Here is a 23,880-nt window from a genome sequence, read left to right on the forward strand (position 1 = left end):
CGACGAGGCGGCGGTGGCGGCCGCCGAATCGCAGTTGCGGACCCTCGCCGCCACCGCGCAGCAGGAATGGGGGCCGGTGCTCGGCCGGGCGATCGTCGAGCGCTCGCCCCTCGTCACCCGCCTGATCGAGCGGGCGGACCTCCTGGTGCAGGTGACGCTGCCCTCCGGCGAGGCCATGAAGCCGCCCCCGGCCACGGCCTCCGCCGAGGTGCCGCCCCAGAGCGAGCGGGTCCCCTTGCGCCTCGTCTCGCCGGCGACGCGGACCGACCAGCGCATCCAGGGCGTCAGCTACTACTACCTCGTCGCCGGCGAGGCCGGCCTCCTGCCCGGCATGAGCGTGCAGGCCTTCCTCACCTCGCCCCGGGAGAGCGTCGGGATCGCGGTGCCGGAGAGTGCCGTGATCCACTGGCAGGGCGGCGCCTGGATCTATCGCGGCGTCGGCCCCGACACCTTCGCCCGCCACCCGCTCAAGGCCGATGCGGCGATCTCCGCCGACCGCTACGTCGTCGACGACCTGGGCCCCGAGGCGGATATCGTGGTGGCCGGGCCCAGGCGGTGCTCAGCGAGGAGCTGAAGGGCCAGGTCCAGGCCTCCGGCGACGCGGACGACGATTAGAAGCAGCCGGACGAGTGAGCATCCCCGATCCGATCCCGACCGCGCCGCCGCCGGCCGGCGCGCCCGCCGGTCTGCAGGCCGCCCTGGTGGCCTTCGCCGTGCGCCGGTCAGGCGTCGTCGTCGTCCTCGCGCTCGCCCTCGTCGTCTACGGCCTCCTCTCCCTGGGTTCGGCCAAGTACGACGTCTTTCCGGAATTCGCCCCGCCCGCCGTCACGGTGCAGACCGAGGCGCCCGGCCTCAACCCGGAACAGGTCGAGGTGCTGGTCACCCAGGCCGTCGAGGGGGCCGTCAACGGCCTGCCCGGGCTCGCCACCCTGCGGTCGAACTCGATCCAGGGCGTCTCGGTGGTGACCGCGACCTTCCGGCAGGGCAGCGACATCTACCGGGCACGCCAGCTCGTCGGCGAGCGTCTGGCCGGGCTCGCCGGCCGGCTGCCCCAGGGCGTGGCGGCGCCGGCGATGACGGCGCTGACCTCCTCGACGAGCGCGATCCTGCTGATCGGCCTCACCTCCGACACCCGCTCGCTCATGGACCTGCGGACGGTCGCGGATTGGCGGGTGCGCCTGCGCCTTCTCGCGGCGCCCGGCGTGGGCGAGGTGCTGGTCTATGGCGGCGACATCCGGTCGATCCGCATCCAGGTCCGGCCGCAGGACCTGATCCGCTTCCGCCTCGGTCTCAACGACGTGCTCGCCGCCGGCCGCAAGGCGACGGGCGTGCGCGGGGCCGGCTTCATCGATACGGCCAACCAGCGCATCACCCTCCAGACCGAGGGGCAGTCGGTGACTCCGGCGGCGGTCGCCCGCACGGTGCTGATCAACGAAGGCGGCGCGAGCGTCGTGCTCGGCGACGTCGCCGACGTGGTCGCCGGCCCGGAACCGGCGATCAGCGCCGCCCTGGTCGACGGGAAGCCCGGAATCCTGATGATGATCGGGGCCCAATACGGCACCAACACCGTCGAGGTCGCGGCAGGCGTCGAGGCGGCGCTCGCCGAGTTGCAGCCCGGCCTCGCCCGGGACGGGATCACCCTGCGCAAGGACCTGTTCCGCCCGGCCGGGTTCGTCGCGCAGGCCACCGGCCACGTTCTCCAGGCCCTGGCGCTCGGCGGCCTTCTCGTCGTCGTCGTGCTGGTGGTGTTCCTGTTCGACTGGCGCACGGCGCTGATCAGCGCGACGGCGATCCCGCTCTCGCTCATCGGCGCCGTCCTGGTGCTCGGGGCGTTCGGCCAGAGCCTCAACACCATGACGCTCGGCGGGCTCGCCATCGCCATCGGCGAGGTGGTCGACGACGCGGTGATCGGCGTCGAGAACGCGATGCGCCGCCTGCGGGAGAACCGGCGCCTCGCCTTGCCCCGGCCCGAAGCCCGGGTGGTGCTGGACGCCATCCTGGAGGTCCGGGTCTCGGTCGCCTACGCGACCTTCGCGGTGCTGCTGGTCTTCCTGCCGGTGCTGGCGCTCTCGGGCGTGCCGGGCCGCCTGTTCGGGCCGCTCGCCCTCGCCTACATCCTGGCGGTGCTGGCCTCGCTGGTCGTGGCGCTCACGGTCACGCCGGCGCTCGCGCGCCTGCTGCTCGCCGGGCGCAAGGCGCTGCCGGCCCGGGAGCCGCCGGTCACCCGGGCGGTGCGCCACGTCTATGTCCGGCTGCTCGAAGGTCTGTCACGACACCCGGTCCTCGTGGGCCTGGCGGGCCTGCTCGTGGTCTTGGGCAGCGCGGTCCCGGTGCCCTCCTTCGGCGGCGCGTTCCTCCCCGATCTCAAGGAGGGGCACTTCATCCTGCACATGGCGAGCGCGCCCGGCACCTCCCTGAAGGAGACGCTGCGGCTCGGCGGCCACGTCACCGCCGGGCTCAAGGCGATTCCGGGAGTGCGGGCGGTCGCCCAGCAGGTCGGCCGGGCCGAGGCCGGCTACGATCTCGGCGGGACGCACGAGAGCGAGATCCATGTCGACCTCGCCCCCGGCCTCGACGGCGCGGCCCAGGAGCGGGCCGAGGCCGGGATCCGCGCGCTGATGGCGGCGACGCCGGGGGCGACCTTCTCGCTCAAGACCTTCCTCACCGAGCGCATCGAGGAGGTGGTGTCGGGCTTCACCGCGCCGGTGGTGGTCAGCGTCTACGGGGCGGATCTCGACCGGATCGACGCGGCGGCCCGGGACGTGGCGCGGGAACTGGCGGAGGTGAGGGGCGCGGCCGACATCCAGCTCCGCTTGGCCACCGGACTGCCGCAGATCACCATCGCCCTGCGCCCCGTCGACCTGCGCCACTGGGGCCTCGATGCGATCGAGGTGCTGGAACTCGCCCGCACCGCCTTCCAGGGCGACACGGTCGGCCAGTCCTACGAGGGCAACGCGGTCTTCAACGTCGTGGTCGTCCTCGACCCCGCCGCCCGCTCCCGGCTGACGAGCCTCGGCGACCTGCCGCTGCGCACGCCCGGCGGCAGCACCATCCGCCTGTCGCAGGTCGCCGACGTCTACGAGACGATGGGGCGCTACGCCATCGCGCATCACGGCGCGCAGCGGGTGCGGGTGGTGACGGCGAACGTCGAGGGACGGGACATCGCCTCGTTCACGCAGGCGGTGAAGCGGAAGATCGACCGGGAGGTGAAGCTGCCGCCGGGCGTCTATGTCGGGATCGGCGGCGCGGCGGAGGCGCAAGGACAGGCCCGCCGCGACCTCGCGCTTCATGCCGGCCTCGCGGGGCTCGGGATCCTGCTCCTGCTGGCGGTCGTCACCGGGTCTCTCGCCAACCTCCTGCTGATCCTCGTCAACCTGCCCTTCGCCGTCGTCGGCGGGGTGCTGGCCGTGGCGGCGACCGGTGGGCTCGTGTCCCTCGGCGTCATCGTCGGCTTCGTGACGCTGTTCGGCATCTCGTTGCGCAACACCATCATGATGATCGCCCATTACGAGCATCTCGTGCTCGCCGAGGGGCGGCCCTGGACCCGGGCCACGGCGATCGAGGGCGCCGCCGACCGGCTGGTGCCGATCCTGATGACCTCGCTCGTCACCGGCCTCGGCCTCCTGCCCCTGGCGCTCGGCGCCGGCGAGCCCGGCCGCGAGATCGAGGGGCCGATGGCGATCGTGATCCTCGGCGGGCTCGCCAGCTCGACGCTCCTGAACCTCACGGTCCTGCCGGTCCTGGCGGAGCGGTTCGCGCGTTTCCCTCGCCGCCGGGGCATGTGAGGGCAGGTCCGGTGGCGGGCCTGCCGGCCGTCCCGGCACGGCGGCCTACATCGAAGAGCGTAGCCACATCCATAAACATAAGTTAGCCGTCGCGCATAGATGTTGACTGATGAAGAGCGGTTACGCCCACAGGATGAAGCGCCGTGATCACGCAGTCTGTTTGACGTTCGATCGTCGTCATGCATTCTTGATGGGGGATGCAGACGGGGTGGGGTGATGAACGTCGAGGAGAATGGTTCCGGTGACCGCGTCGTCGATCTATGTGCCGCGATCATCACGGCCTACGTATCCAACAACGCGGTGCCGCCGAACGAATTGCCGCCGATGATCGGTGCCATTCACTCCACCTTGACCCAGCTGATGGCACCGCCGCCGCCCGAGGCGCCGAAACCCGAGCCGCCGATCCCGATCCGCCGGACGGTGACGGCGGACCACATCATCAGCCTCGAGGACGGCAAGCCCTACAAGACGCTCAAGCGCCACCTCGCCGGCCGCGGCCTCACGCCGGACCAGTACCGCGAGAAGTGGGGCCTGCCGCGCGACTACCCGATGGTCGCGGCCAACTACGCCTCGCAGCGCTCGGAGCTCGCCAAGAACAGCGGGCTCGGCCGGCGCCGCCTGCGCGGGGCCGAGGCCGCGATGATGCCCCCGCCCCGCCCGGGCGGCGCGGACGTCCGAGAAAGACGACCTGACCCAATACGACCTGAGGCGAGATGGCCTGACGGATGGTCCCGTCTCGCCTGCCGCCCCGCGCCGGTGTACCGCTTGTCGGGCGACAGCCGAGAGACGACGAGGGACCCGATGCCGGAGCCGATCACCCAGACCGCGTACTGGAACGGCGATGTCGGCACCCGCTGGGCCGACATGCAGGCGGAGCTCGACCGGGTCTTCTCGCCCCTGACCGCGGCCCTCATCGACGGCGCGGATTTGCGGCCCGGCGAGCGGGTGCTCGATATCGGCTGCGGCTGCGGCGAGACCGCCCTGCTCGCGGCCTCGCGCACGGGACCGGACGGGGCCGTCGCAGCGGTGGACGTGTCCCGGCCGATGCTGGCCCGGGCCCGCACCCGGCCGGCCGCCGGCGCGGCGGTCACCTGGATCGAGGCCGACGCCCAGACCCATCCCTTCGCGCCGGAGCACGACATCGCGCTGTCGCGCTTCGGGGTGATGTTCTTCGAGGAGTCGCGCGCGGCCTTCGCCAACATCCGGCGGGCCCTGCGACCGGGCGGTCGCGTCGCCGTCCTGTGCTGGCGTTCGCTCGCCGAGAATGCCTGGGTGACGGTGCCGCGCGACGCGGTGCTGACCGTGCTGCCCGAGCCGGCCCCGTCGCCGCCGGGCGGTCCGGGGCCGTTCCGGTTCGCCGATGGCGACGCGCTGGTGGACCTCCTCCGGCAGGCGGGCTTCGCGAGCGCCGCGGTCGCGCGCGTCGACCGACTGCTGGAGATCGGGGCCGATCAGGAGGAAGCCACGCGTTTTTCCGCCACCGTCGGGCCGATCGCCGGGCTCCTGCGCGAGGTCGAGGATCCCGCCCTGCGCGAGCGGGCCCTGGCGGCGTTGCGGCAGGCGATGCCGGCGGAACGCCCGGTGCGCCTCGGCGGCGCCTGCTGGCTCGCGACCGCGGTCAATCCGGGCTGACACCGGGAGCCGCCGCGCGGCCCCGATCCTCGATCTGCCGTTTCGCTCGTCAGGCGCCGCCGGCCAGCACCGCCACGCCCGCTACCGCGACCGCGGCGCCCGCGAAGGGCAGCGCGCGGCCTCGGGCGACACGGCCGGCGGCGAGCCCGAGGCCGATCCCGGCGAGGTGCAGGAGCGCGCTCGCGGCGAGGAAGCCGAGACCGTAGGCGAGGCCGGAGGCGGTCTCCGGCATCTCGGCGCCGTGGGCATGGCCGTGGAACACCGCGAAGGCCCCGACCAGGGCGAGCGCCGCTGCCAGCGGCAGGCCGGCGCCGAACGCCGCCGCGACGCCGAAGGCGACGACCGACAGGCCGATCCCGGTCTCGACGAAGGGCAGCGCGATGCCGGCGGCGCCGAGCGCCCCGCCGACGGCCATCATGCCGAGGAAGGCCAGCGGCACCGCCCAGAGGGCCCGCCCGCCCCGCGCGGCCGCCAGCAGGCCGACCGCCACCATGGCGAGCAGGTGGTCCGCCCCGCTCAGGGGATGGGCGAAGCCCTGCGCGAGCCCGGCGGCGCCGCCATGGCCCGGATGCGCCAGGGCGGCCTGGGAGGAGAGGAGCAAGAAGGCGGCGGCGAGGCCGGCGTGACGACGCATCATGGAGAACTCCCGGGGCGGGTGGCGGAACCGTCTTGCAGGGACCGTCTTGCAGGAACCGTACCGCAGGCGCGACCGGGACCGAAACTGGTCCGGTCCGGGGCGGCGTCCATGCGGCATAACGAGCCCGTCCGCGCAGCGCGCCTCGACGCCTCAATCCTGACATGCTGGCACCGGAGAGACAGCCTCGCACAAGGACCGCACCGGAGCGTGACGCCGGTTGGGGAAGGCCCCCCGCCCGCCGTTGATTTCCCTGCCTCGGCCACGCATGGTCGCGGCGCTGCGGAAGCGGGCCGGAGCGTCCTTCCGCCGCCGTGGCTCGTCCGCGGCGGCGCCGGAACGGATGAGCGAAGGAGAGACGGTGAAGCGCGCGCGGCTCGACCCGGTCGGATCCCAGCAGGCGCCCCGCGGCCGGTCCGCCGATCCGGGCCGCGAACCGCCGCTCGACCTGTCGGGCGCCGCCTCGCCCCGCGCCGACCGGCGCGACGTGAACCTCCGCTGGCTCACGGCCTGCGTGCTCACCGGCATGACCGGCGCCGGCCTGATCGGCTCGGCGATCTGGGTCTCGCTGCAGGGCGAGATCACCTTCGCGGAATCGCCGCAGGCGGTGACCGTGGCGCCCCGCCCGGTCGCCAGCGAGGGCGGCACCAACCTCGCCCGCAAGGGCGACCGGCTGGTGCGCAACCCGATGGTGGCGCTCGCCAAGCAGAGCTTCAAGGCCCCGGTGACCCTGCGGGCCGGCGAGCGCGAGATCATCAAGGTCCGGCCCTTCGTGCGGATCGCCACCGCGCTCTCGGCCACCGCCGGGATGGCGGCGACCGACATCCCGGCCTTCGATCCGATGCGCTTCTTCTCCGATCCGGGCAACGACCGGGCCCCGGAGGCGCAGGCCGCGACGACGGCCGAGGCGCCGGATGCCGAGGTGTCGGTGGTCAAGCGCGACCTCGGCGACCTCGCGGTGCCGGCCGGTTCCCCCGCCCTCTCGGACGAGGACGTGGCGGCGCAGATCGAGGAGGAGCGGCGGCTCGCCGCCGAGGCCGGGCGCCGCGCCGCGCTCCCCATCGCCCCGCAGCTGATGCTCTCGCGGACCCTGCGCAGCATGGCGACCCTGCCGGGCCTCGACGGCGGCGGCGATTTCGGCGGCTCGTCCGGCCCGTTCAAGTCGATCGAGGTCCGGGTGATGCGCGAGAACGTCACCGATCTCGCCAAGATGGAGCGCGAGCGCGACGCGCCGCTGGTCGAGGATCGCGACGTCGCGATCAAGCGCGGCGAGACACTGGAGGGCGTGCTGAGGGCCAATGGCGGCCTCGACGAGCAGATCCGCCCGATCCTGGCGGCGCTCGGCACCCGCGTCCGCTCGGGCGCGGTCGGCGAGGGTCAGCAGATGCGGCTCCAGGTCGGCCCCGGCCCCCGGGCCGGCGACCCGCGCCAGCTCACCCGGGTGATTCTCTACGGCGAATCCGGCGTCGAGGCGATCGCCGCCATGAACGACCGCGGCGCCTTCGTGTCGGTGGCCCCGCCGGTGCCGGAGGGGGCCGCGCAGAAGCCGGCCGCCAAGCCCGAGGCCGACGACGACGACGAGGGCGGCACGGGAGCCCGCCTCTATGCCAGCCTCTACGAGACCGCGGCGCGCCACGACCTGCCGCGCTCCACCGTCGAGGACCTGGTGCGGATCTTCGGCTACGACGTCGACTTCCAGCGCCGCGTCGCCACCGGCGACGGGATCGAGCTGTTCTATACCTACGACGAGGAATCCGGCGGCTCGTCCGAGCGGCCCGACATCCTCTTCGCGGCGCTCAATCTCGGCGGCGAATCGCGGCGGATCTACCGCTTCCAGTCGCCCGACGACGGCAGCGTCGACTATCTCGACGAGGCCGGCCGCTCGCTGAAGAAGTTCCTGATCCGCAAGCCGGTGGCCGACGGCAACATGAGTTCCGGCTTCGGCTACCGCCGTCACCCGGTGCTCGGCTACGCCAAGCTCCATACTGGCGTCGACTGGTCGATCCGCATCGGCACCCCGATCTTCGCCGCCGGCAACGGCACGATCATCAAGGCGGAGTGGGATTCCGGCTACGGCCGCCGGGTCGAGATCCAGCACGCCAACGGCTACGTCACCACCTACAACCACATGTCGCGGTTCGGCCGCGGCGTCAGCGCCGGCGCCAAGGCGCGCCAGGGCCAGATCATCGGCTACGTGGGTTCCACCGGCCTCTCGACCGGCGCGCATCTCCACTACGAGGTGATCATCAACGGCCACTTCGTCGACCCGATGAAGATCCGCGTGCCCCGCGGCCGCGAGCTCGACGGGCGGCTGCTCGCCGAGTTCCGCCGCCAGCGCGACCAGATCGACGGGCTGATCCAGAAATCGGGCGCGCCGACGACCCTGGCGCAGCGCGAGGCGATGCGCTGACAGATTGTTCGACGGGACATGCCTTCCTGTCCCACTCTCACCCTCATCCTGAGGTGTCAGTCGATTGACAATCGACTGACCTCGAAGGAGGGCTCCAGTACTCGCTCAGGTCCCTGGAGCCCTCCTTCGAGGCTCACTCCGTTCGCACCTCAGGATGAGGTCGCAGATGGGATGAAACAGAGACGTGTGAGGACGGGCGCCCGGCCCCGGATACCCGCCACGCCTCCCCTCACCCCCGCGTCATCACCACGTCGAGCTGCGGCTTCTGGTTGATGGTCTGGAATACCACGCAGTAGCGCTCGGTGAGCTTGAGCAGCTGGTCGAGCTTCTCCTGCGGCGCATCCGCGTCGACCTCGAAGCTGAGCCGGATCGCCCGGAAGCCTACCGGCGCGCCCTTGTCGACGCCGAGCGTGCCGCGGAAATCGAGGTCGCCCTCGGCCTTGACCAGCCCCTTGCGCAACGGGATCTCCAGGGCGGTCGCCACCGCCTTCAGGGTCACGCCGGCGCAGGCCACCAGGGCTTCGAGGAGCATGTCGCCGGAGCAGAGCTCGGCGCCCGAGCCGCCGCTCGCCGGATGCAGGCCGGCCACCGCCAGCGCCCGGCCGGTCTCGACCTTGCAGGCGATGCCGCCGTCGTCGAGGGAGCCCTGCGCCTTCAGGGTGATGACGGCCGCGTCCGGATCGCTGCGGTAGCGATCCTTGATCGGGGCCTGGAGCGAGCGCAGTTCGGTGGCGTCCATGGCGTGGGTCTCTCCCTGTTTATGGGCGAACGGCTTAGCATCCCGCACCGGTCGCCTGCCAGCGCCCTGGGCGAAGGTCTCACCACCACATCGCGGCGGCGTCCGGCTTCGCGCGGGCGGGCTCGCCCTCCGGTCGCAGGGAGCGGTCGAGGCTCGCCAGGATCGTGCGGGCGGCGGCCTCGCTGCCCGGCGCCGAGGGCTGGCGCGGGCGGCTCAAGGGCAGCGGGATCGCGTCGTCGATCCGGCCGGGCTTCGGGCGCAGCACCACCGCCCGGTCGGCGAGCGCCACCGCCTCGGCGACGTCGTGGGTGACGAGGATCACGGTCGGCCGGCTCTCCTCCCACAGGGCGAGGAGGTGGCGGTGCAGCCCGGCCCGGGTCAGGGCATCGAGGGCCGAGAACGGCTCGTCGAGGAGCAGCACCTTCGGGGCGGCGACGAAGGCGCGGGCGATCGACACGCGCTGCTGCTGCCCGCCCGACAGGTCGCGGGGCCAGCGCCCGGCATGCTCGGCGAGGCCGACGCGCTCCAGGGCGTGGGCCACCCGGGTTCGGCGCTCCGCCTTCGGCAGGCCGTCGAGGCCGAAGGCGACGTTGTCGGCGACGCTGAGCCAGGGCAGGAGCCGCGGCTCCTGGAACACGATGCCGACGCCCGGATGCGGCGAAGCAATGTCCTCGCCGTCGAGGCGGATAGCCCCGGCGCTCGCCCGGTCGAGCCCGGCGATCAGGCGCAGCAAGGTGGTCTTGCCGCAGCCCGAGCCGCCGATCAGGGCCACGATCTCGCCGGCCCGGACCTCGAGCGAGAGATCGGCGAGCGCCCGCGTGCCGTCGGCATAGGTCTTCGCCAGGCGGTCGAGGATCAGCATGGCGCCTGCGTGGCCTGCGACGGCAGCATCACGAAAACCTTGCCCCTCCCATTCGCGACCTCATCCTGAGGTGCGACTGGAAGGAGCCTCGAAGGAGGGCTCCAGAAGTCTCTGCGCGAACGGGAGCCCTCCTTCGAGGCTGCTGCGGAGCACATCGGGATGAGGTCGTGGGTGGGAGTGAACGGATCGATCACGGCGAACGGTCTCTCGTAACCAGCCTATCAGAGCGTATCCCGCGCAGTATCCTGCCAGCGCGCGAGCGGCTGCGTCAGCCCGACGAGCAGCGCGTCGCAGAGCTTGCCCAACGCGGCGAAGGCCAGGATCGCCGCGACGATCTGGTCCGGCTTGCCGAGCTGCTGGCCGTCGAGGAGGAGGTAGCCGAGGCCTTCCGAGGCGCCGAGCAGCTCGGCCGCCGCCACGAACATGAAGCCGAGCCCGAGGCCCGTGCGGAGCGCCACGAGCGTCGCGGGCAGCACCGCCGGCAGCAGGATGCGCCGGGCGAGCGCGGCCTGCGAGAGCCGGAACACCCGCCCGACCTCGACGAGCTTGCGGTCGACGCCGGCGATGGCGCCCGCCACCCCGAGATAGACCGGGAAGAACACCCCGACGGCGATGAGCGTGATCTTCGAGGCCTCGAAGATGCCGAACCACAGGATGAACAGCGGCACCCAGGCGATCGAGGGAATCGCCCGCAGGGCCTGGAGGCTCGGATCGATCAGGCGCTGCACGAGCGGCAGGGTGCCGGTGAGCGCACCGACCAGGATGCCGGCGAGCGCGCCGAAGCCGAAGCCGGCCGCGACCCGGGTGAGGCTCGCAAGCACGTGGGTCCAGAGCTCGCCGCTCTCCGCCAGGCCCCACAGGGTGCCGAGCACCCGGCTCGGCGGCGGCACCAGCCGCCCCTGCGCCAGCCCCGCCCGCACCGCCGCTTCCCAGCCCAGCGCCAGCGCCAGGGGCAGGACGAGCCCGGTGAGCATCCGGCCGCCGGGCAGGCGAAACGACCGACGCGGCACGGGAGCGGCCGGCGCGGCCGCGAGGGGCAACGGGCTCGCCATCGGCGTCAGCGCGCCGCCGGCCCGAAGCGCGGATCGATCAGGGCCTGCACCGCGGCGCCGACATCGGTGCCCGCCGGGATCACCCCGGCATCGAGGAGCGCGGTGCCGGCATCCAGGATCGTCTCGGCCTGGAGCTTGCCGATGGCCGGTTGCGACAGGTCGGTGCGCTCGAGCTGGCGCGCCACCACCGGCTCGGGGAGCTTGGTCGCCGCCACCAGGATCCGCTTCAGCTCCTGCGGGTCGGCGAGCGCCGCCTTGCGCGCCTCCTCGTAGGCGGCCAGCACCTTGCGGGTCAGCTCGGGGTTCTGCTTGGCGAAATCCTCGCGGACGTTGAGCACGCCCCAGGTGTTGGCGGCGGGATCGCGGTGGAACAGCACGTCGCCGTTCTCGATCTCGGCCGCCGCCATGATCGGGTCGAGGCCGGCCCAGGCATCGACGTCGCCGCGGTCGAGCGCCGTGCGGCCGTCCGGGTGCTGGAGCAGCACCAGCTTCACGTCGCGCTCGGTCAGGCCGGCGCCGCGCAACGCCCGGATCAGGAAGATGTGCGGGTCGGTGCCGCGGGTGACGGCGATGCGGCGGCCCTTCAGGTCCTTCACCGCCGTGATGCCGGTGTTGGGGCGCGTCACCAAAGCGGTCCATTCCGGCCGCGAATAGGCGTAGACCGCCTTGATCGGGTTGCCGTTGATCCGCGCCAGCAGGGCCGCGGCGCCGGCGGTCGAGCCGAAATCGATCGAGCCGGCATTGAGGAATTCGAGCGCCTTGTTCGAGCCGAGCGACTGGACCCAGCGCACGGTGACGCCATCGGGCGCGAGCGCCTTCTCGACGAGGCCCTTGTCCTTCAGGACGAGGCTGACGGGATTGTAGGTCGCCCAGTCGAGGCGCACCTCCTTCGCGGGCTCCTTGGCCCCTTGCGCGAAGGCCGGAATGCCGGCGGCGGCGAGGCCGACGGCCCCGAGGGCGGCGCCGATCAGTGCGCGGCGATGGATGCGCATCGTCTCTCCCTGGCTGCCCGGACGGCGATCCCGGCCGGACGGTGGGGAAGCTAGGGCGCGCCGTTCGGAGTGTCAAACGATCCGGCCGATGAAGCGGATCAGCCTTTCGGACCGAACGCTTCGTCCTGTGGGGACCTGTGCTTTACGCGGAAGCGTTGGCTTTCCGCCGGCCGTGATGCGAAACAGGGAGCGACGCGACGGAACCCGGCCGCGCGCTTTCTCCCACGCTCCAGGCCCGATTCCGGCAGCCATGTCCGAACCCGTCATCGACCCGTCCGACACCGACGCCGCCCTCAAGGCACTGCTCGCCAGCATCGACCAGTCGCTCAGCGATCCCGTCCGCCTGCGCGAGCGGCTGGTGCCGGAACTGCGCCGCATCATCGAGGCCGGCCGCGCCGAGGCCGAGCGGCGCCTGCTCGCCGAGCGCGACGGCCATGCCTGCGCCGGGCTGATCTGCGCCCAGATGGATGCGGTGATCCGGGCGATCTACGACGCGGTGGTCAAGCGGCTGTATCGCTCCGACAACCCGACCGCGGCCGAGCAGATCGCCGTGGTGGCGACCGGCGGCTACGGCCGCGGCCTGCTGGCGCCGGGCTCCGACATCGATCTCCTGTTCCTGCTGCCCTACAAGCAGACCGCCTGGAGCGAGAGCGTCGTCGAGGCGATGCTCTACGTGCTGTGGGACCTCAAGCTGAAGGTGGGACACGCCACCCGCTCGGTCGCCGAGTGCCTGCGCGAGGGCCGCGGCGACATGACGATCCGCACGGCTCTGCTGGAATCGCGGTTCTTGTTCGGCGACCGCGCCCTGTTCGAGGAGCTGGAGACCCGCTTCGACCGCGAGGTGGTGCAGGGCACGGCGGCCGAGTTCGTCGAGGCCAAGCTCAAGGAGCGCGACGCCCGGGTCCAGAAGAGCGGCGCCTCGCGCTACCTCGTCGAGCCCAACGTCAAGGACGGCAAGGGGGGCTTGCGCGACCTCAACACCCTGTTCTGGATCGCCAAGTACACCTTCCGGGTCAAGGAGGCGGCCGACCTCGTCGAGGCCGGCTTGTTCACCCCCGACGAGTTGCGCCTGTTCGAGCGCTGCGACGAGTTCCTGTGGCGGGTGCGCTGCCACATGCACTTCGTCACCGGGCGCTCCGAGGAAAGACTGTCCTTCGGGTTGCAGCCGCGCATCGCCGAGCGGCTGGATTACGGCGCCCGCGGCGGGCTGGCCGCGGTCGAGCGGTTCATGAAGGCGTATTTCCTGATCGCCAAGGATGTCGGCGACCTCACCGCCATCGTCTGCGCCGAGATGGAGGCGCGCCACGCCAAGCGCCCGCCGGTGCTCGACCGCTGGCTGCGCCGCTTCAAGCAGCACTTCCGCGCCCCCGACCTGGAGGCGGACGATTTCCGCATCCATACCGGCCGCCTGGACGTGCGCGACGACGCCGCCTTCGAGCGCGATCCGATCAACCTGATCCGGCTGTTCTGGCTCTCCGACCGGCACGACCTGCCGATCCACCCCGATGCCAGCCGCCTCGCGACCCGCTCGCTCGCCCTGATCGGCCCGATGGTGCGGGTCGATCCGGAAGCCAACCGCCTGTTCGTCGAGCTGCTCACCTCGCAGAACGCCCCCGAGACGGTCCTGCGGCACATGAACGAGACCGGGGTGCTCGGGCGGTTCGTGCCGGATTTCGGCCGCATCGTCGCGATGATGCAGTTCAACATGTACCACCACTTCACGGTGGACGAGCACCTGATCCGGTCCCTCGGCGTGCTGGCGAAGATCGAGGCCGGGGAGCTGGAGGACGAGCATCCGCTGGCCCACCGCATCGTCGGGACGATCCAGAACCGCCGCGCCCTCTACGTGGCGATGTTCCTGCACGACATCGCCAAGGGCCGGAAGGAGGACCACTCGATCGCCGGCGCGGCCGTGGCCCGCAAGCTCGGCCCGCGCTTCGGGCTGGACGCCGCCGAGACCAGCACCGTCGCCTGGCTCGTCGAGCACCACCTCCTGATGTCGATGACGGCCCAGAGCCGCGACCTCTCGGACCCGAAGACCATCGAGACCTTCGCGGGGGTGGTGCAGAGCCTGGAGCGGCTGAAGCTGCTCCTCGTCATCACCATCGCCGACATCAAGGCGGTCGGCCCCGGCACCTGGACCGCCTGGAAGGCGACGCTCCTGCGCACCCTCTACTACGAGACCGAGATGGTCCTGTCGGGCGGGCGCTCGGAGATCGCCCGCACCGATCGCGTCCGGCTGATCCAGATGCGCCTGCGCGAGCAGCTGACGGACTGGAGCGCCGAGGAATTCGATGCTTACGCCGCCCGGCACTATCCGCATTACTGGCTCAAGGTCGATGCCGGGCGCCAGCTCAAGAATGCCCGCTTCATCAAGGCGGCGGCCGAGGCCGGCAACACCGTCGCCACCGTGTTCGAGACCGATCCGTCGCGGGGCGTCACCGAACTCTGCGTCTACTCCCCCGACCATCCGCGGCTGCTCGCGATCCTCACCGGCGCCTGCGCGGCGGCCGGCGGCAACATCGTCGACGCGCAGATCTTCACCACCGCCGACGGCTTCGTCCTCGACACCATCACCCTGTCGCGGGCCTTCGAGCGCGACGAGGACGAGATGCGCCGGACCGGCCGCATCGCCACGGCGATCGAGCGGGCGCTGAAGGGCGAGATCCGCATCGCCGACCTCGTCGCCGACAAGCACCCGATCAAGGACCGGCCGCGGACCTTCCAGGTCGCCCCGGACCTGTCGATCGACAACGCGCTCTCGGCCCGCGAAACGGTGCTGGAGATTTCCGGCCTCGACCGGCCGGGCCTGCTGTTCGATCTCACCTCGGCGCTCGGCCGGCTCAACCTCAACATCACCTCGGCCCATGTCGCGACCTTCGGCGAGCGGGCGGTCGACGTGTTCTACGTCACCGACCTCACCGGCACCAAGGTGACCCAGCCCGACCGGCAGGCCACCATCCGCCGGGCCGTGATGGCGGTGTTCGAGGCCGACCTGCCCCGTTCCGGGCAGGGCCGGCGCGGCACCGGCAAGGCCGCCCTTAAGGACGAGCGCAGCCAGCCGGCCCCCACCGCCGGCGAAGCTTGATTTCGCCGGCCTCTCACCTGATATCGGGATCACTCCCCGACCCATTTTCGGAATGACAATGACGCCGAACGACACGGAGAACGCCGCGCGGGCGCACGAATCCACGGCTGCCGAGGGCGCTCCCACCTCCGCGCCGGAGGCCGCGCGCACCGCTGACGCGATCGCCGCGCTCGAGGCCGAGAAGCTCGACCTCAAGGACAAGCTCCTGCGCACCCTGGCCGACATGGAGAACCTGCGCCGGCGCACCGAGCGCGAGGTGGCCGATGCCCGCACCTACGCGGTGACGAACTTCGCCCGCGACATGCTCAACGCCGCCGACAACATCCGCCGCGCGCTGGAAAGCGTGCCGGCCGAGGCCCGGGCGAGCGCCGAGGGCTCGCTCAAGGCGCTGGTCGACGGAATCGAGCTGACCGAGCGCGACCTGCTCAAGACCCTGGAGCGCCACGGCGTGAAGCGGGTCGAGCCGCAGGGCCAGCGCTTCGACCCCAACCTGCACCAGGCGATGTTCGAGGTGCCCAACCCCGACGTGACCTCCGGCACGGTCGTGCAGGTGGTGCAGTCGGGCTACGTCATCGGCGAGCGCGTCCTGCGCCCGGCCCTGGTCGGCGTCGCCAAGGGCGGCCCGAAGGCCGAGGCGAAGCCGGCGGAGGCGTGAAGCGCCGCCTGTAACGGGCGCGACGCCCGAACCCTCCCCCCTCTGCGGGGGAGGGTGGCCTGCGGCGCAGGCCGGGAGAGGGGACGCCGCTTCCGAAGAGGTCGCAACCTCGTTGAAGGGCGCCAGCTAGATCAGCGTCGCGCTGCCCCTCTCCCGCCCGGCTCCGCCGGGCACCCTCCCCCGCAGAGGGGGGAGGGTTCAGGAGGGCGCATCTCGCCTCAGGCCGCCCGCGCCTCGAAATCGATCCTGGGATCGATCCAGCTATAGGTCAGGTCGGAGATGAGGTTCACCACCAGGCCGAGCAGCGAGAAGATGTACAGGTTGGCGAACACGACCGGGTAGTCGCGGTTCACGATCGATTCGAACGACAGCAACCCGAGCCCGTCGAGGCTGAAGATGGTCTCGATCAAGAGCGAGCCGGCGAAGAACGCCGAGATGAAGGCGCCCGGAAAGCCCGCCACGACGATCAGCATCGCGTTGCGGAAGACGTGCCCGTAGAGCACCTGGCGCTCGGACAGGCCCTTCATCCGGGCGGTCAGCACGTATTGCTTGCGGATCTCGTCGAGGAACGAGTTCTTGGTGAGCAGGGTCGAGGTGGCAAACGCCCCGATCGCCATGGCGATGATCGGCAGCGTGATGTGCCAGAGGTAGTCCGTCACCTTGTGCCCGAGCGAGAATTGCGACCAGCCCTCGCTGGTCAGCCCGCGCAGTGGAAAGATCTGCCAGAACGAGCCGCCGGCAAACAGCACGATCAGCAGGATCGCGAACAGGAAGCCGGGAATCGCGTAGCCGATGATGACGACGCCCGACGTCCAGACGTCGAAGGGCGAGCCGTCGCGCACCGCTTTGCGGATGCCGAGCGGGATCGAGATCGCATAGGAGATCAGCGTCATCCATAAGCCGAGACTGATCGAGACCGGCAGCTTCTCGCGGATCAGCTGGAGCACCGAGACATCGCGAAAGTAGCTCTTGCCGAAATCGAAGCGGGCATAGTCCCACAGCATCTTCACGAAGCGCTCGGGCGCCGGCTTGTCGAAGCCGAATTGCTGCTCCAGGCGCTTGATGAAGGCCGGATCGAGGCCTTGCGCGCCGCGGTAGCGGGAATTCGATTCCCCTCCCCCGCCGGTCGATGACCCGCCGCGCCCGGCGAGGTCGCCGCCGCCGCCGGTGATCCGGGACATGGCGGTGTTCTGGCCCTGGAGCTGGGCCAGCACCCGCTCCACCGGGCCGCCGGGGGCGAATTGGACGATCGTGAAGGAGATCAGCATGATCCCGAGGATCGTCGGGATCATCAGGAGCAGGCGGCGGATGAGGTAGGCGGCCATCGCGTCAGGTCCGTCCGATCTTGCGGGCCTTGTCGGCGTCGTGCCACCACAGGGCGGGCACGCCGAGGCTGTATTTGGGCAGGTCGCGCGGCCGGCCGTAGAGGTCCCAGAGCGCGAGCCGGTGCTGGGCGCCGTACCACATCGGCACCCAGTAGCGGCCGGCGCGCAGCACCCGGTCGAGAGCCCGGCAGGCGGTGGTGAGGTCGGCGCGCGAGGCGGCATCGGCGATGCGGTCGAGCATCGCATCGGCGGCCGGGTTCTCGATGCCGGCGAGGTTCTGCGAGCCCGCCACCTTGGCGGCCCGGCTGCCATAGACCTCGCGCAAGGTCGCGCCCGGGGTGACCGAGCCGCCGAACCGGGTCGAGACCACGTCGAAGTCGAAATCCTTGAGCCGCGCCTGGTACTGCGCCGCGTCGACGAGGCGCGAGCTCGCCCGGATGCCGAGCAGGCTCAGGTTCTTGATGTAGGATTGCAGGAGCGGCTGGAAGACCGGCGAGGAATCCAGGAACTCGAAGGCGAGCGGCTGGCCGTCCGGCAGCTTCATCACCCCGCCGTCGCGGGTGCAGCCGGCCTGGCGCAGGAGCGTGTCGGCCCGGCGCAGCAACGCCCGGTCCTGGCCCGACCCGTCCGAGCGCGGCGGCGAGACCGGCTCGCCGAACACCTCGTCGGGGATCCGACCCCGGAACGGTTCGAGGAGCGCCAGCTCGCCCGGGCTCGGCAGCCCCTCGGCCTTCAGGTCGGAATTCTCGAAGAACGACGCGGTGCGCTTGTAGGCGCCGTACATCAGGTTCTGGTTCGACCATTCGAAGTCGAAGGCAAGCCCGATCGCCTCGCGGATGCGGGGATCGCGGAAGACCGCCCGGCGCGTGTTGAGGAACCAGCCCTGCGTGCCGGACGGCGTGTGATCCGGCACCGTCTCACGCTTGACCCGGCCCTCCGATGCGGCGGGAAAATCGTAGCCGGTGGCCCAGACCCGGGAGGTGAATTCCTCGCGCCAGGTGAAGGTGCCGGCCTTGAACGCCTCGAAGGCCACGTCGCGGTCGCGAAAATACTCGTAGCGGATTTCCGAAAAATTGTTCTGGCCGACGGTGACCGGCAGGTCGGCGCCCCAATAATCGGCGACGCGCTCGAAGGCGATGAAGCGGCCGACCTCGAACCGGGCCACCCGGTAGGGCCCGGAGCCGAGTGGCGGCTCCAGCGTCGAGGCCTCGAAGTCGCGATTCCGATAGTAGCCTTCGGAAAAGATCGGCAGGCCGGCGACGATCAGCGGCAGGTCGCGGCTGCGGCCGGGGGAAAAGCGCACCACCACCGCATCGTCGCCGTCCGGGCTCGCGCCGGCGACGTCGCGGAGCACCGCGGCGATCTGGGGATGGCCCTTCTCCTTGAGCGTCATGATCGAGAAGGCGACGTCGCGGGCGGTGAGCCGCGAGCCGTCATGGAACCGGGCCTGGGGCCGCAACCCGAAGCGGTAGGCCAGGCCGTCGTCGCTCACCGACACGCTGCGCGCGACGAGGCCGTAGACGGCATCCGGCTCGTCGAGGGCCCGGACCATCAGGCTGTCGAAGGTCAGGTCCATGCCGGCGGCGCCGTCGCCCTTCAGCACGTAGATGTTGAGGGTGTTGAAGGTCTCGAAGGCCTGGTTGCCGGTGGTGGTCGAGAGCTGCGCCGAGAAGGTGCCGCCCTTCGGCGCCATGGGCTCGACGTAGTCGAAGCGCGGGAAGTCGGCCGGGTATTTCAGGTCGCCGAAGCTCGACAGGCCGTGGCGTTCCGCGGCTTGCGCGCGGGCCGGGAGGCGGGCGGCGAGCAAGGCCGCCCCGCTCCCCACCAGGAAACTGCGACGGCGCATCATCGCGCCGCCCCGGTCTTGGCGGCCAGGTCCTTGTCGTACCACCAGGTCGTCGGAAAGCCCGAGGCGCCGTATTTCGGCAGCGTGGCCGGATGGGCGAAGCGGTTCCAGCGCAGGGTCCGCGACACCGGCGAGGACCATTGCGGCACGACGAAATCGTGGGCAAGCAGCACCCGGTCCAGGGCGCGGGTCGCCGCCACCAGCTCCTCGCGGTCGCCGGCATAGATCACCTTGTCGATCAGGGCATCGACGCCTGCATCCTTGATCCCTGCAAGGTTGCGCGAGCCCGGCCGGTCGGCGGCGGCCGAACCCCAGTAGTCGCGCTGCTCGTTGCCGGGCGAGAGCGATTCGGCCCAGGAACTGAGCGCCAGGGCGTCGAAGTCGAAGCTGCGGGCGAGGTTCTGGTACTGGGCCGGATCGACCACCCGCAACGACACCTTGAGGCCGATGCGCTCGAGCGCCGCGCGATAGGGCAGCACCACCCGCTCGGCCGAGTTGTCGTAGCCCAGGAACTCGACCGTGAAGGGCTGGCCCGAAGCCTTCTCGACCAGCTGGTTGCCGCGGATCTCGTAGCCCGCTTCCTGGAACAGGCGCACCGCCTCCCGGAGGTTGGCGCGCACCGCCTCAGGCGAGCCGTTGACCGGGTTCCTGTAGGGCGTGGTGAAGACGGAAGCCGGGACCTTGTCCTTCACGCTCTCCAGGATCGCCTTCTCGCGCCCCTCGGGCAGGCCGGACGAGGCCAGCTCGGTGCCGAAGAAGTACGAATCGACCCGCTTGTAGAGCCCGTAGAACAGGGTGCGGTTCATCTCCTCGAAGTCGAAGGCGAGGTTGAAGGCCCGGCGCACCCGCGCGTCGGTGAACTTCTTGCGCCGCAGGTTGAGGGTGAAGGCCTGCATCATGCCCATGCCGGCCTGCGGGAACTCCTCCTTGACGATCCGGCCCTCGCGCACGGCCGGAAAGCCGTCATAGGCGGTCGCCCAGTTGCGGGCGATGTTCTCGGTGCGCCAGTCGAACTGGTCGGCCTTGAACGCCTCGATCATCACCGTCGCATCGCGAAAATACTCGGCGCGCTGGGTGTCGAAGTTGTTCGTCCCCCGGTTCACCGGAAGGTCGCGGCCCCAGTAATCCGGCACCCGCTCGTAGGTGGCGGAGCGGCCGGCATCGAAGCGGGCAAGCCGATAGGGCCCGGAGCCGAGCGGGATCTCCAGCGTCGTCTCGGTCGGGTTGCGGGTCTTGCCGCTCGCGTCCTTGCCCTGCCACCAGTGCTTGGGCAGCACCGGCAGCTGGCCGACGATCTGCGGCAATTCGCGGTTGCCCTTCTCCGAGAAGGTGAAGGTCACCTCGTGCGGGCCGGTCGCCTCGGCCTTGGTCACGTTGTGGTAGTAGGCGGCGTATTGCGGGCTGTTCTCCTTCAGCACGTCGAACGAGAACACCACGTCCTCCGCCGTCACCGGCTTGCCGTCGTGCCAGCGCGCCTGCGGCCGCAGGCGGTAGACGACGCTGCCGAGATCCTCGGCCGGCTTCACGCCGTCGGCGATCAGGCCGTAATAGGTCGAGGCCTCGTCCTGCGCCTGGGCCAGCAGGGTGTCGTAGATCAGCGGGATCTGGCTCTCGAGGTCGCCCTTCACCCCGGCGACGATCATGTTGAAATTGTCGAACGACCCTTGCGAGCCGAACCGCACCAGCCCGCCCTTCGGCGCGTCGGGGTTCGCGTAGTCGAAATGCGTGAAGCCCGCCGGGTATTTCGGCTCGCCCAGCAGCGACAGGCCGTGGCGCCACCCGTCTCCGGCGGTGGTGCCGGCCGCAGGCGCTCCCTGCGCGTGTGCGCGGTCCCCGTGAGCCCCGGCCGGGAGGGCGGCGAGGCCGAGGAGGGCGAGGGCGGAGCGGCGAGTGAAGGGGCGTGCGATCACGCGGGGCGATCCTCCGGTGGCGACAGGTCTCCCCCCGTTCTAGGTCGCGGGGTGCGGCTCCGCCAACCCGGGCGCGTCGGCGCAGGGGGCCCGCACGCAAAAAGGCCGGGCTCTCGCCCGGCCTTTTCGGTCACGTGGTGATCGCGACGCCGCTCAGGGCTTCGGGAAGTCGACCGGCTTGTCGGACAGGGTGCGCAGATAGGCCAGGATGTCGGCTCGCTCGGCGCCCGAGGGCACGCCCGCGAAGGCCATGATGGTGCCCTGCACGAAGGCCTTCGGCCCGTGGATGAAGTGATCCAGGTCCTCGTAGGTCCAGTTGCCGCCCTTGGCCTTCATCGCGGCCGAGTAGTTGAAGCCCTCGTGGCTGCCCTTCGGGCGCTCGACGATGCCATAGAGGTCCGGGCCGACCTTGTTCGGGCCGCCCTTCTCGAAGCTGTGGCAAGCCATGCACTTCTTGGCGGCGGCCTGGCCCTTGGCGGCGTCGGCGCTGGCGAGGCGCACCGGCAGGGGCTCCTCCTTGGCGGCGGCGGGCGCCGCGGCGCCGGCGTTCTCCTCTGCGGCCGGCAGCGCGTAGCCGCGATCACCCGCCGGCTTCGGCTTGTAGATCAGCTCGGCCAGGAACCCCGTCCCCATCGCGAGGAGCAGGGCGCCGAGCACTGCGCCGGCGATCTTGTTAAGCTCGAAGGAATCCATGTGTCGGCAGCTCCGATGCTCCGGTGAGCAGGGGCGGTTCGAGAAGCGGCCCGTCCCCACGCCGCTCTGAAGGTCCGCCGGTGCTTAGCCGTTCTGCGACACCGTTGACAATGGCTCTAAACATCATCGGATCGTCGCAGAGCGCCAGCGTGTGGACAGTGCCACGGTGCCGGGCCAGGCTGCGCCCGCCGGCCCCCGCCATGACAAGCCCCGCCGGCGCTGCTAAGAGCCGCGGCTTGCCGCACGACCCGTCATCCTCGAAGACCACATCCCGCCCGGCCTCGAATCCTCCGCCCAGAATCATCCGCCCATGTCCGATCCGCTCGTCCTGATCCCCGCCCGCCTCGCGGCGACCCGCCTGCCCGAGAAGCCGCTGGCCGACATCGCCGGCGCGCCGATGATCGTGCATGTCTGGCGCCGGGCGATCGAGGCCGGAATCGGGCCGGTGGTGGTCTGCACCGACACCGCCGAGATCGTGCAGGCGGTGGAAGCCGTGGGCGGCCTCGCGGTGATGACCCGGCCCGACCACCCGTCCGGCTCCGACCGCCTGGCCGAGGCCCTGGAGGTGATCGACCCGGAGGGGCGCCACGACGTGGTGGTGAACGTGCAGGGCGACCTGCCGACCATCGATCCGGCGGCGATCGCCGCCGCGGTCGCGCCGCTCGCCGACCGGGCGGTCGACATCGCGACGCTCTGCGCCGTCATCACACGGCCGGAAGAGCGGACGGAGCCCAGCGTCGTCAAGCTGATCGGCTCCCAGATCGCCCCCGGACGGCTGCGGGCGCTCTATTTCACCCGCGCCACCGCGCCCTACGGCGACGGCCCGCTCCTGCACCATATCGGCCTCTACGCCTATCGCCGCCGGGCGCTCGAGCGCTTCGTGTCGCTGCCGCCGAGCCCGCTGGAGCTGCGCGAGAAGCTGGAGCAGCTCCGCGCGCTGGAAGCCGGCATGCGGATCGACGCCGTGGTGGTCGACGACGTGCCGCTCGGCGTCGACACGCCGCACGACCTCGACCGCGCCCGGGCCATCCTGGCCGCCCGGCGCCTGAACTGATCCCCCCGAAAGTCTTTTCACGATGAACCGAACGATCTCCTACCAGGGCGAGCCCGGCGCCAACTCGCACATCATCATCAACGAGGCCTATCCGGACTGGACGCCGCTGCCCTGCGCCACCTTCGAGGACGCGCTGACGGCGGTGCAGGACGGCGCGGCGGCCCTCGGCATGATCCCGATCGAGAACTCGATCGCCGGCCGCGTCGCCGACATCCACCACATGCTGCCGCCTCGGGGCTCCACATCATCGGCGAGCAGTTCCTGCCGATCCGCTTCCAGCTCATGGCCCTGCCGGGGGTGAAGCTCGAGGAGATCCGCACCGTCCACAGCCACGTCCACGCGCTCGGCCAGTGCCGCAAGATCATCCGGCGGCTGGGCCTCAAGGCGGTCGTGGCGCCCGACACCGCCGGCGCCGCCCGCCAGGTCGCCGAGGCCGGCGACCGCACCCGTGCCTCGCTCTCGCCGCGGCTCGCCGCCGAGATCTACGGCCTCGACATCCTGGCCGAGAACGTCGAGGACGAGGAGCACAACACCACCCGCTTCGTCGTGCTCTCCCGCGAGCCGGCGGTGCCGCCGGTGGGCAGCGGCCCGACGGTGACGAGCTTCATGTTCCGGGTCCGCAACATCCCGGCCGCGCTCTACAAGGGGCTCGGGGGCTTTGCCACCAACGGCGTCAACATGACCAAGCTCGAGAGCTACATGGTCGAGGGCCAGTTCACCGCGACCCAGTTCTACGCCGAGGTCGACGGCCACCCGGAGGAGCCGTCCCTGCGCCGGGCGCTCGACGAGCTGGCGTATTTCTCCAGCGCGTTCCGGATCATCGGCACGTACCCGGCCCATCCGTTCCGCGAGAGCGCGCGGCCGCCGGCGGAGTAAGGCGAGCGGGGTCGGCTTCCGACACCCCTCGATCACACCCACAGGGTCATCCCGGGGCTCGCCGAAGGCGAGAACCCGGGATGACGCGGAGGGTGGCAGAACCGGGGTTTGAAGGACGCTCGCCCCTCAACACAACGACCCCTGTCCCTCACTCTTCCGATCCGGCGTCCTCTTCCCACCGAGCCGGATCCGTGGCTGTGCAGGCACCTGCATTGATCATATACGGCATTGCCGTATATGATGCGCATGCATGCGGTCTTGACCACGCCCACCTTCGAGGCGGACGCAGCGGAAGCCGGACTCGGCGACGACGAGATCCAGGCCATC

At 71.1% G+C, this 23,880-nt stretch carries 15 protein-coding genes and 2 pseudogenes (1 of these 17 only partly in view); 8 read left to right on the forward strand and 9 right to left on the reverse strand.

Annotated elements, in window-relative coordinates; translation table 11 throughout:
* From F1D61_RS05270 to F1D61_RS34985, 3 genes and pseudogenes are all read left to right on the forward strand, one after another.
* Positions 1–615: pseudogene (locus F1D61_RS05270) on the forward strand (efflux RND transporter periplasmic adaptor subunit) (its annotated part extends 305 nt beyond the left edge of the window); the annotation flags it as partial.
* Between the two features lie 14 nt (positions 616–629).
* Positions 630–3,785 carry an efflux RND transporter permease subunit gene (locus F1D61_RS05275; RefSeq protein ID WP_203156799.1) on the forward strand — a complete coding sequence of 1,052 codons (3,156 nt, stop codon included), beginning with the start codon at positions 630–632 and terminating at the stop codon, positions 3,783–3,785.
* A 216-nt stretch (positions 3,786–4,001) separates the two neighbouring features.
* Complete coding sequence (locus F1D61_RS34985; RefSeq protein WP_348649428.1) at positions 4,002–5,417, forward strand: MucR family transcriptional regulator; 1,416 nt, start codon at positions 4,002–4,004, stop codon at positions 5,415–5,417.
* Positions 5,418–5,466: 49 nt separating this feature from the next.
* On the opposite strand, the gene F1D61_RS05290 is transcribed toward F1D61_RS34985, so the two are convergent.
* Complete coding sequence (locus F1D61_RS05290) at positions 5,467–6,051, reverse strand: HupE/UreJ family protein (protein ID WP_203158932.1); 585 nt, start codon at positions 6,049–6,051, stop codon at positions 5,467–5,469.
* A 343-nt stretch (positions 6,052–6,394) separates the two neighbouring features.
* Here F1D61_RS05290 and F1D61_RS05295 point away from each other — a divergent pair, with 343 nt between their 5' ends.
* On the forward strand, positions 6,395–8,461 hold the full coding sequence (locus tag F1D61_RS05295; protein ID WP_203156801.1) for a M23 family metallopeptidase: 2,067 nt from the start codon (positions 6,395–6,397) through the stop codon (positions 8,459–8,461).
* Positions 8,462–8,690: 229 nt separating this feature from the next.
* Here F1D61_RS05295 and F1D61_RS05300 read toward each other — a convergent pair whose 3' ends face one another.
* The 4 genes from F1D61_RS05300 to F1D61_RS05315 all read right to left on the reverse strand — a co-directional run bounded on the left by F1D61_RS05300 (position 8,691) and on the right by F1D61_RS05315 (position 12,106).
* The gene (locus tag F1D61_RS05300) at positions 8,691–9,200 is read right to left on the reverse strand and encodes an OsmC family protein (RefSeq protein ID WP_203156802.1); all 510 of its coding nucleotides are present in this window, start codon (positions 9,198–9,200) and stop codon (positions 8,691–8,693) included.
* A 79-nt stretch (positions 9,201–9,279) separates the two neighbouring features.
* Complete coding sequence (locus F1D61_RS05305) at positions 9,280–10,062, reverse strand: ABC transporter ATP-binding protein (protein WP_203156803.1); 783 nt, start codon at positions 10,060–10,062, stop codon at positions 9,280–9,282.
* 221 nt (positions 10,063–10,283) lie between these two features.
* Entirely contained in the window at positions 10,284–11,114 is an 831-nt protein-coding gene (locus F1D61_RS05310) for an ABC transporter permease (protein ID WP_203156804.1), read from the reverse strand.
* A 5-nt stretch (positions 11,115–11,119) separates the two neighbouring features.
* Positions 11,120–12,106, reverse strand: a complete 987-nt coding sequence (locus F1D61_RS05315; RefSeq protein ID WP_203156805.1) for an aliphatic sulfonate ABC transporter substrate-binding protein — start codon at positions 12,104–12,106, stop codon at positions 11,120–11,122.
* Positions 12,107–12,356: 250 nt separating this feature from the next.
* Here F1D61_RS05315 and F1D61_RS05320 point away from each other — a divergent pair, with 250 nt between their 5' ends.
* Positions 12,357–15,194, forward strand: a complete 2,838-nt coding sequence (locus F1D61_RS05320; protein ID WP_203156806.1) for a [protein-PII] uridylyltransferase — start codon at positions 12,357–12,359, stop codon at positions 15,192–15,194.
* Between the two features lie 58 nt (positions 15,195–15,252).
* Positions 15,253–15,849 carry a nucleotide exchange factor GrpE gene (gene grpE, locus F1D61_RS05325; protein WP_203156807.1) on the forward strand — a complete coding sequence of 199 codons (597 nt, stop codon included), beginning with the start codon at positions 15,253–15,255 and terminating at the stop codon, positions 15,847–15,849.
* A 218-nt stretch (positions 15,850–16,067) separates the two neighbouring features.
* On the opposite strand, the gene F1D61_RS05330 is transcribed toward grpE, so the two are convergent.
* The 4 genes from F1D61_RS05330 to F1D61_RS05345 all read right to left on the reverse strand — a co-directional run bounded on the left by F1D61_RS05330 (position 16,068) and on the right by F1D61_RS05345 (position 21,623).
* Positions 16,068–17,174, reverse strand: a complete 1,107-nt coding sequence (locus F1D61_RS05330) for a microcin C ABC transporter permease YejB (protein ID WP_203156808.1) — start codon at positions 17,172–17,174, stop codon at positions 16,068–16,070.
* Between the two features lie 4 nt (positions 17,175–17,178).
* A complete protein-coding gene (locus F1D61_RS05335) occupies positions 17,179–19,023 on the reverse strand; it encodes an extracellular solute-binding protein (RefSeq protein ID WP_203156809.1) in 1,845 nt (614 codons plus the stop codon).
* A complete protein-coding gene (locus tag F1D61_RS05340) occupies positions 19,020–20,930 on the reverse strand; it encodes an extracellular solute-binding protein (RefSeq protein WP_203156810.1) in 1,911 nt (636 codons plus the stop codon). Before F1D61_RS05340 ends, F1D61_RS05335 begins: the two co-directional genes overlap by 4 nt.
* A 153-nt stretch (positions 20,931–21,083) precedes the next feature.
* Positions 21,084–21,623 (reverse strand): c-type cytochrome, encoded by a 540-nt coding sequence (locus tag F1D61_RS05345; RefSeq protein ID WP_203156811.1) that lies wholly within the window; start codon positions 21,621–21,623, stop codon positions 21,084–21,086.
* Between the two features lie 310 nt (positions 21,624–21,933).
* On the opposite strand from F1D61_RS05345, the gene F1D61_RS05350 reads away from it, so the two are divergent.
* Positions 21,934–22,677, forward strand: a complete 744-nt coding sequence (locus F1D61_RS05350; RefSeq protein WP_203156812.1) for a 3-deoxy-manno-octulosonate cytidylyltransferase — start codon at positions 21,934–21,936, stop codon at positions 22,675–22,677.
* Positions 22,678–22,699: 22 nt separating this feature from the next.
* Positions 22,700–23,553 (forward strand): annotated as a pseudogene (locus F1D61_RS05355) (prephenate dehydratase).
* Positions 23,554–23,880: the final 327 nt, after the last annotated feature.

The organism is Methylobacterium aquaticum, assembly GCF_016804325.1.
Lineage (GTDB): Bacteria > Pseudomonadota > Alphaproteobacteria > Rhizobiales > Beijerinckiaceae > Methylobacterium > Methylobacterium aquaticum_C.

Excerpts from the sequence above, each read along its gene's own strand:
- F1D61_RS34985 (WP_348649428.1), top strand. The coding sequence starts at position 4,002 with ATGAACGTCGAGGAGAATGGTTCCGGTGACCGCGTCGTCGATCTATGT.
- F1D61_RS05290 (WP_203158932.1), bottom strand. The coding sequence starts at position 6,051 with ATGCGTCGTCACGCCGGCCTCGCCGCCGCCTTCTTGCTCCTCTCCTCC.
- F1D61_RS05295 (WP_203156801.1), top strand. The coding sequence starts at position 6,395 with ATGAGCGAAGGAGAGACGGTGAAGCGCGCGCGGCTCGACCCGGTCGGA.
- F1D61_RS05300 (WP_203156802.1), bottom strand. The coding sequence starts at position 9,200 with ATGGACGCCACCGAACTGCGCTCGCTCCAGGCCCCGATCAAGGATCGC.
- F1D61_RS05305 (WP_203156803.1), bottom strand. The coding sequence starts at position 10,062 with ATGCTGATCCTCGACCGCCTGGCGAAGACCTATGCCGACGGCACGCGG.
- F1D61_RS05310 (WP_203156804.1), bottom strand. The coding sequence starts at position 11,114 with ATGGCGAGCCCGTTGCCCCTCGCGGCCGCGCCGGCCGCTCCCGTGCCG.
- F1D61_RS05315 (WP_203156805.1), bottom strand. The coding sequence starts at position 12,106 with ATGCGCATCCATCGCCGCGCACTGATCGGCGCCGCCCTCGGGGCCGTC.
- F1D61_RS05320 (WP_203156806.1), top strand. The coding sequence starts at position 12,357 with ATGTCCGAACCCGTCATCGACCCGTCCGACACCGACGCCGCCCTCAAG.
- grpE (WP_203156807.1), top strand. The coding sequence starts at position 15,253 with ATGACGCCGAACGACACGGAGAACGCCGCGCGGGCGCACGAATCCACG.
- F1D61_RS05330 (WP_203156808.1), bottom strand. The coding sequence starts at position 17,174 with ATGGCCGCCTACCTCATCCGCCGCCTGCTCCTGATGATCCCGACGATC.
- F1D61_RS05335 (WP_203156809.1), bottom strand. The coding sequence starts at position 19,023 with ATGATGCGCCGTCGCAGTTTCCTGGTGGGGAGCGGGGCGGCCTTGCTC.
- F1D61_RS05345 (WP_203156811.1), bottom strand. The coding sequence starts at position 21,623 with ATGGATTCCTTCGAGCTTAACAAGATCGCCGGCGCAGTGCTCGGCGCC.
- F1D61_RS05350 (WP_203156812.1), top strand. The coding sequence starts at position 21,934 with ATGTCCGATCCGCTCGTCCTGATCCCCGCCCGCCTCGCGGCGACCCGC.